The 15,162-nt window shown below is 65.5% G+C and carries 8 protein-coding genes and 1 pseudogene; 4 read left to right on the top strand and 5 right to left on the bottom strand.

Going from position 1 to position 15,162, the window contains the following annotated elements; translation table 11 throughout:
• The 4 genes from ACLHRZ_RS35020 to ACLHRZ_RS35005 form a co-directional block, all read right to left on the bottom strand.
• The coding region (locus tag ACLHRZ_RS35020) for a response regulator (protein ID WP_490422666.1) at positions 1-358 on the bottom strand (358 nt) is incomplete at its 3' end.
• Between the two features lie 300 nt (positions 359-658).
• A complete protein-coding gene (locus ACLHRZ_RS35015; RefSeq protein WP_490422665.1) occupies positions 659-2,815 on the bottom strand; it encodes a rhamnogalacturonan acetylesterase in 2,157 nt (718 codons plus the stop codon).
• A 375-nt stretch (positions 2,816-3,190) separates the two neighbouring features.
• On the bottom strand, positions 3,191-5,665 hold the full coding sequence (locus tag ACLHRZ_RS35010) for an Ig-like domain-containing protein (protein ID WP_490422664.1): 2,475 nt from the start codon (positions 5,663-5,665) through the stop codon (positions 3,191-3,193).
• 320 nt (positions 5,666-5,985) lie between these two features.
• Positions 5,986-6,945 carry a UTP--glucose-1-phosphate uridylyltransferase gene (locus ACLHRZ_RS35005; protein ID WP_490422663.1) on the bottom strand — a complete coding sequence of 320 codons (960 nt, stop codon included), beginning with the start codon at positions 6,943-6,945 and terminating at the stop codon, positions 5,986-5,988.
• A 503-nt stretch (positions 6,946-7,448) separates the two neighbouring features.
• Here ACLHRZ_RS35005 and ACLHRZ_RS35000 point away from each other — a divergent pair.
• The 4 genes from ACLHRZ_RS35000 to ACLHRZ_RS34985 all read left to right on the top strand — a co-directional run bounded on the left by ACLHRZ_RS35000 (position 7,449) and on the right by ACLHRZ_RS34985 (position 13,994).
• The gene (locus ACLHRZ_RS35000; RefSeq protein WP_490422662.1) at positions 7,449-9,362 is read left to right on the top strand and encodes a glycosyltransferase family 2 protein; all 1,914 of its coding nucleotides are present in this window, start codon (positions 7,449-7,451) and stop codon (positions 9,360-9,362) included.
• Positions 9,363-9,426: 64 nt separating this feature from the next.
• Positions 9,427-10,929, top strand: coding sequence for a glycosyltransferase family 2 protein (locus ACLHRZ_RS34995; protein WP_490422661.1), 1,503 nt, complete (start codon positions 9,427-9,429; stop codon positions 10,927-10,929).
• A gap of 172 nt (positions 10,930-11,101) precedes the next feature.
• The gene (locus ACLHRZ_RS34990) at positions 11,102-11,761 is read left to right on the top strand and encodes a C40 family peptidase (protein WP_490422660.1); all 660 of its coding nucleotides are present in this window, start codon (positions 11,102-11,104) and stop codon (positions 11,759-11,761) included.
• A gap of 118 nt (positions 11,762-11,879) precedes the next feature.
• Positions 11,880-13,994: a hypothetical protein gene (locus ACLHRZ_RS34985; RefSeq protein ID WP_490422659.1), complete on the top strand. Its 2,115-nt coding sequence runs from the start codon at positions 11,880-11,882 to the stop codon at positions 13,992-13,994.
• 402 nt (positions 13,995-14,396) lie between these two features.
• Here ACLHRZ_RS34985 and ACLHRZ_RS34980 read toward each other — a convergent pair.
• A pseudogene (locus tag ACLHRZ_RS34980) lies at positions 14,397-15,162 on the bottom strand (ISAzo13-like element transposase-related protein); the annotation flags it as partial.

Raw genomic sequence — 15,162 nt, 5'->3', positions numbered from 1 at the left:
CGATCAACGAACTTTGCAATCGCCCTGGCCCCTTGAGGGATCTTCCGCTGAGTGACTTCACAGCTGGTCTGCACGAGCGATCGAATCGGCAGCTACCGCCAGCCGCCTTCCTGAGGCGTGCCATCGGGCGAGGATCCGCGCAGCTCACCCGACGCCCGGACTCCAGCATGCCAATGGCCCGGTCAACAATCTGATAGGTGGTCAGGATCCTTGCCCTGGGCAGGCTGTCGAGACGCATGATCTGGATGGCGGATTCATGGCCGTCGATTCGCGGCATCCTGAGCTCCATCAGGATGAGATCGGGGTTATGCGATTTGGTCCGGGCAACGACCTCCGCACCGTCACCTGCTCCGGTCACCGCTTCGATCCGTTGAAGGATCGATGAGAAACTTCAACCCTACCCTGGCAATCGTCTGATCATCGGCGATTATGGCGCGAATGGTCTTTTTCTTGCATTCCTTGGCGGACGCATTGCACGAATGTCCACCAAATGAACTCAGCTGTGCCGGGGATGCACGGTGGCGGAACTTCGGCGCAGGACACCGGATCGTCGGCCATAGCGCCGAAGTCAAAGTGTGCCGGCCGAAGGTCTGCTTCCGGCGACCCTGAAGTTCCCCGCCCAGGGAAACGGCCTCGCTCGGTTCGTCGGATGCCTGGGTTACCCGACCGTGAAGGAAACGTGGCGCGGGGCGGTCCGCTCACCCGAAGCCGCAAGCCCTGTGACGAGCACGGTGTAGGAACCGGGCTTCCATGCGATGAGAGACGAGTCGGACGTCCACCAACGGCCCGTGCCGTTCACCGTCAGTGCACGGAACGGCTTCGTCTCGCCTTCGATCTGCAGCTCAACCTTGGAGATCCCCATCTCTGTTGGCACCGTTCCCTCGAACTTGACACGGGTCGGCACCGTGGCACCGTCACGGGGTGCGAGGAGTTGGGGAGTTATCGCCGTCACATCCGCGCCCCGCACTCGGAAGGCGGTCTCACCCGGAACCGATGTCCCCCGGGGGCCGAACACGACCGCACTCACGACATGGCCCCCGTCGGGCCAGGCACGCGGAGCGTGACACCACCATTCTCCCTTCGCGTTGACCGACACCGTGGCATATTCGCTTCCGTCGACCGTGAGCACGACGCGGGTCTCGCCGACGGGAGCGGTCCCGACGATCAAGGGGTGTGTCCCCGCCTCGCTCCCGCGCCGGGGTTGGGTGATGACGGGTGCGTCGAGCATCAGACGGGCCTCGGGCCAGGGAAACTCACCGGTGAACACGCATGTGTTCCACCCTGCGAGCGGAGCGGTCTCGTCCGTAGCCGTGCCGCTCGATGGCATCACACCGGGAGCGGGCCCAAGGCCGCCCACGTACACCCAGACCGGGATCTCGTTGCGGCGGCCCGAAGGCAGCTCGACCTCACAGGTGAAGAAGTCGTATCCGGTGGACCGCGGGCGCGGGGCATAGACCGCCCTACCCGCCGTACCCAGACGCAACCTCCCCCTGCGCGGTGCCGTCACCGCAGTCACACGGGCACCGATCGGAGCGTTGGCCAGCAGATCGACGAGGGACTCGGGGCCGTTTGGCAGGGCCAGCCGAAGGGGTGGCAACTCCGTCTCAGCAATCCGGAACCGGTGGTGGCCGAGCAGCGCTGAACGCAGTTCCTGCCCGTCGTCGACGGGATGGATGCCGGCGCTGATGCCGGGTTCCAGAACACGTCGGGCAGGATCGTCGTGAATCCGGACGTCGAACGTGGCCCGGACCTGCTTCCGCTCGTTACCGCGGACCCGATACACACCCTCGTCCCGGGCGTACTCCGCGCCCTCGACAGCGATCACTTCCGCGATGTCCCGGAAGGGCCGCGTGTCCAGGTAGCCCGTGGCCTCCCGTGCTTCGTCACCCGGCTTCACCGTGAGTTCCAGCCGCACGGCGGCACCGGGACGCAAGGTGCGCCGAGGGTGCAGGTCGCTGGAGAGCTCGACGGTGACGTTGTTGCCGGGGGAATCGCGCTCGGCAGCGCGGGCGACGACGAGCAGGTGCGGCCCGCTCTCCTCTCGCCATACATACTGGTCGGATCTCAGGTAGCCGAGTGGCCGCACTGCGGGCTCCGCGGTCCTCGACCTCACACGGTCCGCGTACGTGTCGTGGTCCGTCCAGCCCATCTCGGCCAGCGAGAACCGCTGTCGGTCGAGGTCCCTGATCCAGGCAGAGGGCACGATCTGCTGCTGATGCAGCGAGCGGGCGATGAAGCGAGCGCATTCCAGCGCACCAGCGGCGCGCAGGTGGGTGTTGTCCTTGCGGCTCATGGTCGCGAGGGGCTCCTCGTCGGCGGTCCGGTGTACGAACACTGCCTCCGAGCCCCGCGGTCCGAGCTCCTCCCACCAGACGAGGCTCTGCGTGTACAGGTCGATGAGCGGGGTGAAGCTCTCCCGTGCCACCTCCGCCATGGCAACGGGGTAGGCGCCAAGGGTCCGCTTGTTGTTACCGTGCGCGTCGAGGTGCCGCGCCTCGTACGGCGTGACCAGCACCGGATGGGCCTGCTTGAGCCGCACCGCGTCGACGTAGGTCCGCAGGTAGTCCTGGTAGCTGCCGAAGGGGGCGGTGTGCATGCCGGGCGTTGTCCGGGTGTCGATGCGGCCGAACGAGATCAGCACGTAGTCACCGGCCCGCAGATCGCGCAGAATCCACTCCAGGCGTCCCCTGTCGTAGAAGCTCTTGGAACTGGCTCTACCTCGTGCACAGTTGACTACGCCGACCTTGGCGTCCAGGAAGAGGGGGAGCATCTGGCCCCAGCCCGCCATGGGCAGGTAGCTGCTCGACCGGGTCACGGCCAGTGAATCGCCGGCGATATAGATCCGCGGTCGACTCGACCTTGTGAACTTCATTCCTTCAAACTCCGAATCGGTGGTACATCACTCGCCGGAACGGATGACCCGGAGGTGTTGACCTGAGGCGGTGTCGGCTCAGCAGCTCGGGCCCACTGCACCGTGCTTCGCTGACGGTGTTGCCTGGGTGGTTGTCCGGGCGTGCGCATCGCCGTCGCCTGAGCAACGTTAGGTTCACCTCGCACCCGGAAACCCCGTCAATGGTTGACACGCCGGCCGACTTTCAGATACGGAGCCCTCTGTACAAGAAGCGCCTGGACTCTCTGTCTGCCGTGGCCCTTGGCCGCCCGGGCCAGGCCGCGCTGTCCTCGGGTCTCCTCATAGGTGGGCGGAGCAGGGCTTGATGGCGAAGAACACCTCGGTCGGCCTCGATGCCTGGCCCTCCCAGTGAGAAGTGGCCTGGAGGCGGTGGGTGCCTGGCGGGCATGAGGCCGAGTCGCCGGACGCGGTGTCGGCGGGCCGACGGTTCAGCCACCAGCGACCATCTTGCCGGACGGCGACCGTGCTGTAGTGGCGACCGTCCATGTGGAGGGTGACGCGGGTGGCCCCGCCCGGCGCCACCCCCTCGATACGGGGCAGTTCGCTGTACGCGGCGGCCTCGATCGGCTTCCTGATGACCGGACTCATCGGTTCTTCACAGACGGTGACGGCGGCGGACCGTGTGCTCAGCTCCCCCGACGGGGCGGTGAATTCACAGGTGATGGTGTGGCAACCCAGGGCGATCGGTTCGGCGGGGGTGTGCCACCAGCGTCCGTGGGGGTCAGCCGGCACCTGGGCCAGCTCATTGCCGTCCACGAGTATGCGCACCCTGCGGGCGCCCGGGTAGGCCATGCCGAAGATCCTGGGCCGTTGACCGGTGGCGTCCCCCTCGGCCGGCACGATCAGAGACGGGTCGACTGACAGACCAACGATGGTGGGGTCAGAGGGGCCTTCGAGGCTGAGCGAGCGCACGGACAGCTCATAGCGGCCGGGCGTGTACCACTCTCCCGGAGACCACTCCCAGTTTCCCTCGCTGTCGATCGTGACATTGGAGTGGATCGCCCCGTCGACCGACACCTCGACCAACGTGCTCGATGTATCGGCTGTGCCCCGCAGCATTCGTCCCTGTGCCAGAGCACCGGACGTGGGTGACGTGATGACTGGCGGGCGCAGCACAGGCTCGGCGGGCATTCCGGGGATCTCGCCGCGCAGCTGGATGTCCCGCCAGGGCTGCACGACCGGGGGCTCGTCCCGCGGCGCGGGTCGTCCGGATGCGCCGGCCGCTGTTTCGGAGTCTGCCACGATCACCGTCACCGGGGCGGAAAACACTGTCCCGGAGGCGTCCTCCACGCGGTACATGACCAGGTCGTAGCCCGTGAACCCCGGTTCCGGGCGGTACAGGAGGTCCCCTTCGGCGGTGACCCTGGCCGTCCCGTGGAACGGCGGCGAGAAGGAGACCACACGGCTCCCGGCGGGTAGACCTTCCCTCAGCGACACCGTCCCCTTCGCTCCGGGCCAGGTGACGATCCGCTTTCCGGGCGCCGGTCTGGTGCCGAGCCGCAGCCACTCGCCGGTACGCGCGGTGCTGCGCAGTCCACCAGGGCGGCGGCTCGACGTGAACCCGGTGGACACCTGGGGAAAGGCCACGCGGACTCCGGGAAAGTCGGTGACTCGGGCCCGCAGCGTCGCGGCGACCGACTCGTTCCCTGCGCAGGTGATCCGGTAGCCACCCGACGGGTCGGGACGAAGTACGTCGCCCCGGCACTCTGCGGAGACGACGGTGAGGGCACTGCTGACCGACCGGCTGTGGAAGACCGCCTCGGCACGGCTCACCTCCCGGGCTGCCGACAGATGCAGCTCCAGGACGAGATCGCCACCCGAAGGGGTCATCTGGTCCATGGCCACACTGCTCCAGAGCTTGGCGGCAGTCCTCACCTCCGGTCGGTCCGGGTCGGTGCAAACTGCGGACACGACCAGAGCTCCGACAGGAACGTCAAGCGCGGCGGAAGGGGCGTATCCCAGAGGGCGGGGGGACACACTCCGCCTCCGGTGGTTCTGCCGCCGCTCGACCTCTTGATGACTGAGCCAGCCTATCTCGCTCACGTCGAATTCCGTGCGGTCAAGACCGGTGGCCCAGTCCTGCGGGATGATCCCCTGCCGAATGAGCGAACTGACAATGAATCGAGCACAGTTTACTGCACCCGGCGCCCTGAAGTGGAGGGTATCCCCCCTCCCCTGGGCCAGCGGCGGGGACGCCTCCTGCGGGCCGAGAATCATGAAGGTACGCCGCAGCGCGGCGGCATCCATGCCATCCCACCAGTTCAGGGACTGTCTGCGTAGGTCGACAACAGGAACGAACGCCTCCTCTGCCAACTCTCGTAGTGCCGCCGGATGTTCACCGAGCCAGGAGAGGTGGTTGCCGTGCGAGTCAAAGTCACCCGACTCGGTGGATTCGACGAAAATCGGATGTGCCCCTTTGAGGCGGGTACAGCTGATATAGGTACGCATGTAGTCCACATACGCCCCGAACGCCGCAGTTCCCACACCCTCCTCGGCCTTTGTGTCATTGCGCCCGTGTGAGAGCAGCACGTAGTCCCCGGCACGCAGCTCGTCGAGAATCCACTCGAAGCGCCCCCGATCGTAAAAACTCCTCGAACTCGACGCTCCACGGGCACAGTTGACCACCGATACCCGATCTCGGTCGAGAAAGATCTGAAGGACCTGCCCCCAGCCGACGGCCGGGGCGAATCCGACGGATCGATGGACGGGAACGGAGTCCCCGGCTATGAACAGTCGTGGTATCCGGGATGACAACTTTCAACCTCGCAGGATGCATGCCAGTCGACCAAGTGGGCCGTCCCCGCCTATGAGGTGGCCGGGGACGGCGTTTCGTGCGCAGTGACCACAACGAATACCCACGCTACGGGGCCGCACAGTGCTCGGTGCCCGACGAAAGTTGACATCCGCACCGATGACTGGCGGCATCGACAGGGCCGGAACTCGGTTCCATCCGCCACACGTAGTGACGCCATCCAGCGGATCAGGTCATGCTGGGGCAAGGTCATCGCGTGTCTCTCGCTTCAACGAGATTCTCCACTTGGAGAGTTGCGCGATGGCCGTCTCATGACCAGGGGCTATCCCGAGATCCCCGCTACACCACCCGGCGGGACACCATCGGTGGGTGCCATCTCGTGTGTGACGTAATGGTGGAGCCAGGCCCGGAAGTCCGGGCCCAAGTCCTGGCGTTCGCATGCCAGCCGGACCGTGGCGCGAAGGTAGTCACCCCGGTCGCCCGTGTCGTATCGGCGCCCGCTGAAGACCACACCATGTACGGGGCCGCCCCGGGACGGATCTGCGGCGAGGACCTGCAAGGCGTCGGTGAGCTGGATCTCGCCACCGCGGCCAGGCGGCGTGTCGCGCAGCACCTCGAAGACCGCCGGGTCGAGGACGTAGCGACCGATGACCGCCAGAGTGCTCGGCGCCGACGGCGCGTCCGGCTTCTCGACCAGCCTGGAGATCCGCACGACATCCGACTCCGCGGAGGGAAGTGCGGCCGCGCAGCCGTACAAGTGGATCTGGGAAGGCTCGACCTCCATGAGGGCGACGACCGACCCGCCCCATTGCTCCCGTACCGCGATCATGCGTTCCAGCAGGGGGTCTCGCGGGTCGATGAGGTCGTCGCCCAGCAGAACGGCGAACGGCTGGTCTCCCACATGCGGGGCCGCGCACAGCACCGCATGGCCCAGGCCCTTCGGGTCGCCTTGGCGGACGTAATGAATGCTGGCGAGTTCGCTTGACTCCTCGACGCGCGCGAGCCGCGGCTCATCCCCCTTGCGCCGCAGGACCTCTTCCAGCTCGTAGTTGCGGTCGAAGTGGTCTTCAAGGGGGCGCTTGTTGCGGCCGGTGACCATCAGGACGTCCAACAGGCCAGCGCCGGCGGCTTCTTCCACGACGTACTGGATCGCGGGCTTGTCGACGACCGGCAGCATTTCCTTGGGCGTTGCCTTTGTCGCCGGAAGAAAGCGGGTGCCCAGCCCCGCAGCGGGGATGACAGCCTTGCGCACGGCGCTCCGGCGACCCTGTCTCTGATGCATGGAGAAATTCACAATCTGATAACGGCGGCCCCGGTCGGAGTGAGCCACAATCCGTCGAGACCTGACTGGTCTCATGGTCGGGCGCGCCGTAGCGGATGAGGGGGTCCGAAAGTCGACAACCTGTTTTCTCTTGGCACACCAGCATCGGATGCAGGTACTACTTGTTCCTGATCGGCATTCCGAGATGTGGTTGGCTTCGGCAGCAGCCTGAGTGGTGGTACCGACGGTTACAGATCGACAGTGACGCCGGCCCTCGCCCCGTGGGCGCCCGCCTCCATCCCTCGCCACGCGAAGAGTACGTGTCGCCTTTCACGGGTGAGCGCTTACTTTCGTCTACTCCACTCTCCACTTACGTCACCCCTGCGCGCAGCAACCGGCGCTCATGATGAGGGTCTGCCTTCGCCACGTGTCGGCATCACCCTCCACTCCCCCGAGCGCATGCACCAACCGGCTGTCCGCGCTCCTGCCCCAGCCACCGCTGTCGCTGCCCGCGAGAGGTCCCCATGAGCATTGCAGTCACAGTCGTGGTGCCAGTCCACAACACCGGCGCCACCGTCCTGAAAGGCCTCGACTCGTTTCGGGAGCAGACCCTGGCACGCACCGACTTCGAGGTCATCTATGTGGATGACGGTTCGACGGACGACACCGCACAACTGCTGGAAACATACCTCTCGGGTGATCCGAACTTCAGGCTCATCCGCATAGCCAACTCCGGCTGGCCCGGCAGACCTCGAAATGTGGGCATCGAGGCCGCACGCGGCAAATACATTCATTTCGTGGACGATGACGACTGGCTGGCTCCCCAGGCCCTTGAACTCCTGTATGAACGGGCCGAGGAAACAGGTGCCGATATCGTCGCTGGTCGTGTGGCCGGTCACGGAAGGACCGCTCCACGCGTCCTCTTCGATTCGCCGATGTCTCACGGGCACATCCGGAAGGACGGCGTGCTGCTCTCCAGCATGACGGTGCACAAACTTTTCCGAAAGAGTTTGATCACGAAGCATGGGATCCGCTTTCCCGAAGGCAGGGTTCGCCTGGAGGATCACATGTTCATGCTGCGTGCATATTTCCTCGCCGGAAAAGTGGCGACGGTGCACGACTACACCTGCTACCACTGGGTTCGACACACATCCGGAAACCATAATATCTCATACGGAGAAATCAACCCGAAAGATTACCTCCACAGCGTTCGCACGGTCATCAATATCCTCAGCGAATACATCGAGCCCGGCCCTGCGCAAAACAAGTTCATTGCCCACTGGTTTTCCGGAAAGGTGCTGGGCCAGCTGCTGGGGAAGGGCTTCCTCAAGCACCCGGACGACTATCGCGATTTGCTGTTCAACGAGATCCACGCTCTCACCGTCCAGTGCATCCCCGAAGAGGTGGACCAGCAATTGCCGACCGTCAAGCGGGTTGCGGCGGCGCTGGTACGCCACGGCGAGCGGGCGTACCTGGAGGACTTCGCCGAGGCCGAGGCGGGCACCACGCACGAGCCCCGCCTTGAAGGACTCGAGTGGCACGGCGACGAGTTGCGCGTCCGCATCAGCACGACGCTCGTGACCGATGTCGCGGCCGGCGGCACCACTCCGGTGCTGTTCGAGGAGACGGAGAAAGGACACCGCTGGCACCTTCCGGCACACCTGGCAACCGTCCCAGGTGCGTCGGCCGCGGCCGACGTCACGGCAGAACTGCCGAAGAGCCGAATTCGCGGGCTTCTGCGACGCCGCGACGAAGGGAGCGAGGTCCTCACTCCCACAGTGCAACGACTGGTGTGGGTGCCGCATGCGACGCAGGCAGACAAGAAGCTCGTCGGCCTCCGGTGTGAGTCTTATTTCACGGTGCAAGCCGAGACCGGGAACCACGGGAAACCCCTGACCGGTATCTGGGATGCATTTGTCCGCATGGACAGCTGCGGGTGGACCACCGTACGACGCCTGGGTTCCCTGCGCACCGATTCCGTCGAAGGCGAGCGGATGCCCGCTTTCACAGGAAAGCGGTGCGCTTTCGTCAATCCGTACTGGACGACGCCGTACAACAATCTGAGCATATCGATCAATGGAGAGTTCGGTCCGCTGAACCGTGCGGTGCGCAAACCGGAACAGATATGGATCGCCAACGACGGCAGCCTCCTGACTGTGGAAATACCCGTCGTCATGGCACCCGTCCACGATGCCGTCGATCTCGCCATCGTCCTGGAGTCGGACGGCTCCGAGCCGATCCGCATTCCGGCTGCCGTCAGACCTGCTCCTGGGCCTGGAAATCCGGTACTGGCATTCCAGGTTCCGGCAGCCCCGCTCGCTTCCGCCTGCGGCGGGCGGCCGTGGAAGATGCTGGTGGAACGCAACGGCCGCTCGGGAAAGCTGGGCCTGAAGATGCACCACGACCAGGCCACACGGCTGTGGCGGGTGCACCGCTGAGCCAGGGACGTATACAGACACACATACGGACCGAGCCCCGAGAAAACCACATCGAGGATACGTTATGTATACCCCTGCAAGGCGCATTGCCGTATGCGCGATCGCATATAACGAAGCGCCTTACATCCTGGAATGGATAGCCTTCTACCGATCTCATGGTGTCAGCGACATCTTCGTCTACGACAACGTGAGCACCGACGGCACCTCCGAAGCCCTGGCCGCCCTCGACAATGCGGGCTACATCAAGCGGATCCACTGGCCGCGGCTGGGAGATGCAGATCCGCAGCGCCAGGCATACCGGAATTTCATCAACGAACATTCCTGGCAGTACGAGTGGGTACTCATCTGCGACCTGGACGAGTTCATCGTCCCGGCGAATGGCACCCTGCTCGGCCTCCTGGACGAAATCGATGCAGCCGCCCCCGACGCAGGTGCTGTCGCGATTCCCTGGCTGACATTCGGGCCAGGTGACGACTTGGACGGCAGCCCAGAGACTCCGGTGACAGAGAGGTTCACGTCCTGCGCGCCGAATCCGGAACTGGTGGGAAAGACGCTGTTCAAGCCGTCCCGCATCGAGCGGGCCGCGGGCTGCCATCTCCTCATGTTGCACAGCGGCGTCTACCTCGACAATTCCCTGAAGGTGGCCGATTGGAATCTCAATGACGTGCGTCTGCTCAAACAGACACAGCCTGGCCGGGTGCTGCTCCACCATTACAAGACCAAGTCGTACAAGGAATGGATTCTTCGCAGTCGAAGGCCGAATGCGACCGTCGTCGGTGCGGATCCTCGCCGCTCCTTCGAACGGGCGCTCGCGGAATACCGGCATCATGCACAAATGGCATCCGCAGTCAACAGGGATGCCCAGCGGTTCGCGCATCGAGTCAGCGGTCTGGTCGCCGAGATGGAGGCCCATCTGGCCTCGATGGACCACCAGGCACGTCGCATGAAGGTCTCCGTCCGTCAGGCAACGGGGGCTTCCATCAGCGGGCTTGTGAGCGGCGACGTTACGAACGCCAAGGAGATACGGGTCACGGTGAACAATTCCTCGGAGTACATGGTTCGCCCCAATCGGGTCATGCCCGATGGAAGTCGAGGCTTTTGCATCGCATTGAACGGGGCTTCCGAGGGCAGGCCGCAGACCGTCCGCATCTCCGTGGTGGGGCAGCGGCGTGGGGATACGTATGTCGTCACCGATGGGAAGCCGGTGTTCGAGGAACGCGCCGAGATCCCGGCACCGCCAGCCGTTGCACTCCGGCCTGCCCCGCACCCGGACTCGGGGCCGACGGTGGACGGCACGGCGCCCAGCGCCGTCCTGGTGACCGTCTACTCGGGCGATACACGGCTCGGTGACAGCTTCGTCGGCGAAGACGGGACGTTCTCATGGTGTCTCACGGCCTGTGGCGACAGCTCACCGGTCCGGACGGACGGAGTGCATGTGCTGCGGTTTGTCGCGAGCAACAGCGAAGGGGACTCGGAACCCTCGACCATGACCTTCACGATCGGCCCGCCGGCGGCCACTGGGCTCGCCCGGTCACCCCACTGTCCCACCGGCCTGCCGCGCACATAAGCGGCGCGGATACCGGATCCGGCGCATCGGCCCTACTCGAGCCGCAGATCCCGCTCTGTGCACCGCACCCCGAAAGAAAGCCCCCATGCTGCTTTGCCCGTCCCGCCGTCACCTATCGGGAGCATCGCTGCCGTCTATGACCGCCGTCGGTGCCGCCGTGCTAATGCCGCTCGTGACCGCCTCACCCGCGCAGGCCACCACCGAAGACACACGGCACGAGGCGGGCGTGTGTACCGAGCACGGTACGGGGTACGCCGACCCAGGCAACGGCTACTCCGGGGCCGTCCAGACCGTCCGGCAGGTCTGCTTCGACACAGTCGGTCCAGCGAAGAACGAGTCCACGCGCCAGGCGAGACTTCAGGCCCCGGACGACCAGGCCGACCTGTCCCCGGCGTCGGCCGACGCACTGCCTGAGGGCTACGAGATCCCGGCCGATGCGTCCCCTCAGGCGCAGTCCGCGATCCGCTGGGCGTTGAGGCAGCTCGGCAGCCCCTACCAGTGGGGCGGCACATGCACCGAGGCACACAGGCCCAAGCCCATGGCACGGTGTGACTGTTCCTCGCGCAGGCAGCAGGCGCACGCCATGGCCGGAGTGTCCTTGTCACGCACCACGTACACCCAGATCAACGAGGTCGAATCAGCGGACTCCCAGATGCTCAGGCCAGGCGATCTGCTCTTCACGACCGGGACGCCCGAAGTCCCGGAGCACGTCGGCATGTTCATCGACCACGGTCTTGTGCTCCGCTCGCCGAGGACCGGCGACGTGGTGCGGGTCGCCTCGCTCACCGTCTGGCAGCAGCGCATTCTCGCTACCCGCCGCATCGTCCGATGACCCGGACGCTCCGCCATCCTGTCGTCGGCAGACATCGAGTCATACCTGGAGGCATGCGAAGCACCCAGGCCCCACCCCGAGGAACACATTGATAGTCACCAGCAAACACGGCAAACGCATGCTGCGGGTCAAGCGGCGCACCGGCGTGCAGCGCATTCGCGGGCTGCTGGCCGGCCTGGCGCTCGCCGCCACACTGGCGGCCATGCTCGGCGCCACCCTGACTGTCAATGTCACGCCCTTCGTCGCAGCGAGCCTGGCAAGCTACGCGGTCGACCTCTACCTGCACCGAACCGAACCCCAGTTCATGCGCCGGCTCGGCCAGTTGCGGGCCGGCGTCACGATTCGCGCACTGCTCAGGTTCACCCTGCTCCTGCTGCTGCTCGGCGAGAGCGACCTGCTCATCAATGCCGAGCATCGCCAGATGGTCGCGCTTGCCCCCTTTCTTCTGATCGCCCAGGCACTGTTCTCGTCCATGTGCGCGACGATCCGCCGGCACCGGGCCATGCCCGTGACCACTCGGAACATCGGCTTCGGCCGCTTGCGCATACCGAACTCGCCGCCCCGACTCCTCATCGGGTGGCCCGGTCAGCGACTGCTCCACCTCGAACTATTGGTCTCGATTGGCCTGTTGGCCGCGATACTCACCGACGAAGGGGGCTGGCTCGTCACTGCTCTGGTGTCAGCCGTGGGCATTTCCGTGGCCACACTCCTCGCCCTCATCCCCTTCACGGTCAGCGCCTTCGGCTTTCCGAGCCCTCAGCGCGTCATGCAGAACATCGACATCTGGCTGCTGAACTACCGCCCACAGGTGGTCCTGTATTTCAGTGGATCCCGCGAATCCGCCTACCAGATCAACATGTGGCTCGAGACGCTGGAAAACCTCGACACAAGGGTTCTGGTCGTTCTCCGCGAGCGCTACCTCGTCAAGCTGCTCGAGCCCACACGACTGCCGGTCATCTGTGTGCCCGACGCGGTGCACCTCATGAACATGGACCTGTCCAGTGTCCAAGTGGCGCTCTATCCGTCCAACGTCGGCAAGAACATCCACTTGCTGCGCGTACCCACCATGAAGCACGTCTTCATCGGACACGGCGACAGCGACAAGATCGCCAGCGTCAACCCGTACAGCAAGGTCTACGACGAGGTGTGGGTCGCCGGCGCTGCCGGTCGGGACCGCTACGCGACCGCCTCCGTAGGCGTCGAGGACAAGGACATCGTCGAAGTCGGACGCCCTCAGCTGGACCGCGTACAGAGCGCGGCCCCCCGAGCAGCTCGCGCTGCCGTCCCAACCGTGCTCTACGCACCCACCTGGGAAGGCTGGACGGACGAGCCGGGCAACACGTCGCTCGTCGCCTCGGGAGAACACATCGTCCGCGAGCTGCTCAGCAGCAAGCGCCGGGTACGAGTCATCTACAAACCGCACCCGTTCATCGGGATCCGGTCGATGGAGGCTCGCCTAGCCCATCTCCGCATCGTCCGCATGATCGAGAAGAGCAACGGAAGGCGAGCCCGCTCGCGGTTGAAGGAGAACCGCGGAACCAGGCAACGCCGCAGGGAACTGGCCCTGCGGGCCGACCGGATCAAGCGGCAGATGACCGCCGTGAAGAATCGGCTCAACTCACAGCGCGGCGACGACTCCCAGCAATCGCGGGACAGCGCCGTGACCGATCCCACCCTGTTCCTGCGCCTGGACGAACTGCGGCAACAGTGGCAGGCCGCGCACTGGGGGGCCCGCCCTCCGTGGCAGAACCAGGTCGTTCAAGGGCCGATGCCGACCCTGCACGAGTGCTTCGACCAGGCCGACCTGCTCATCAGCGACATCTCCAGCGTCTCGTCGGACTTCGTCGCCAGCCTGAAGCCCTACGCACTGGTCAACACCACGGACCTGAGCGAGGCGGACTTCCGCCGGAAGAACACCGTGGCCGGCGCCGCCTACCTCCTGGAGCCCGGTGTGCACACGGTGCGCCGCCTGCTGGACATCCTGTTCGCCCCCGAGCAGGACACGCTGCGTACCGCACGTGAGCGCATCCGTGGGTACCTGCTCGGGCCGGAGAATCCGCCATCCCACGAACGCTTCAATCTGGCGGTGAACGACCTTGCCGCGCGCGGCGGTCAGGAGGAGATGGCCCTCCTCGGTGCCGACACGAATCCGCCGCCGTCCAGCCCGCGCCGGGACGACGTCGACCGCCCTGCGCCTTCCGGCCTTCCGGTCACCGAGCCTCTCTCGCCCTGAACGAGGAGGCCGGAAAACCGAACCTCTGTCGTCAACCATCATCGTTCGGACCGTGAGCTGGCCACAGTGAGCGTGGAACGCTGTGGGAAGTGCACCGCGGAGGGGATACAGACCGATCAACTCGGTGTCCCGGTGGGTGAACTGCCCTCGCTCGCCCGAGGTCCGAGTGGTGCGTGTGTGCCCATGCGGTGCGCAACCGGACGCCCGTGAAGACAGGCTGCTCTCCCCGGCGAGCCCCTGCTTCGCGGGCGTCTGGCACGACGTCAACCCCTTTCTTCACTGAGCCTTCGCCATCTTGAGGTTGCCGGTCAAAGTGCTGGTGTGACGGTCTTCCGGTGTGCTCACGTTGGGGCGGAGAATCGTCGGGCCTTCACCCAAGGCCGGGTAGTTAGGGCTTGCCGATCAATAACTCGCTGATTTGGCCCCTGGGTTGGGTGTGATGCCGTTCTTGGCGGCGAGGTCGTGGAGGTCGTCCAGGGTCGTGATGCGTTCGGCGGCGGGAGTGATGGCGTGTCCTGTCTGGTCGAGGAGTTTCCGGGTCTTGCTGATGACGCGGTTGATGGTGACCGGGGTGACGGCGAAGAGCTGGGCGATGGCAACCTGGGGCAGTCTCAGCCGCAGGTAGAGGACGGCGGCCAGGAGCCAGTCGGTCAGGGTGAGGCCGGGCCGCCGCCCGGTGTAGAGGCCGGCCGAGGGGACTTTCTACCGTTCACCGCCGCGCCGTTTGAGGAGGTCTTCCTCCCGCTGGGCTTCCCGGGCCGCTTGCAACTCGGTGACCAGGTGTTCCCACTGATCGTGGTGCATCCCGGTCAGGGCGGGATGCACCAGCCATGCCCGGCCGGGGCCGGGCAGGTCCTGCGGCGGGACGGAAGGGACGCCGTCCCGGCAGTGGGCCTCGGCACGCACGGTGTAGTTCCACTCCCCGTGCCAGGTGTGGCGGTCGAGGGGAAGAGCACGCATCTGTCCGTCGCTGATGCGGACACCGGTCTCGTACTCGGCGCTGTCGAGCTCGGCACGGACAGTCAGTCCAGTGCGGGTGGTGGCCGCGGCGCTACTGTTCACGATGACGTCGTGGCTGGTCAGCGGCCTGCCTCGCCAGTTCATCGTGATGTGGGAGAACAGCCGGTGCTCGATCCTGTTCCATTGTGCGTCCAGAGACCGGAGGTTG

The sequence above is a fragment of the Streptomyces sp. AM25 genome (assembly GCF_058146165.1).
The sequence above is the reverse complement of the archived record's forward strand: the minus strand, read 5'-3'. Positions and strand labels throughout refer to the sequence as shown.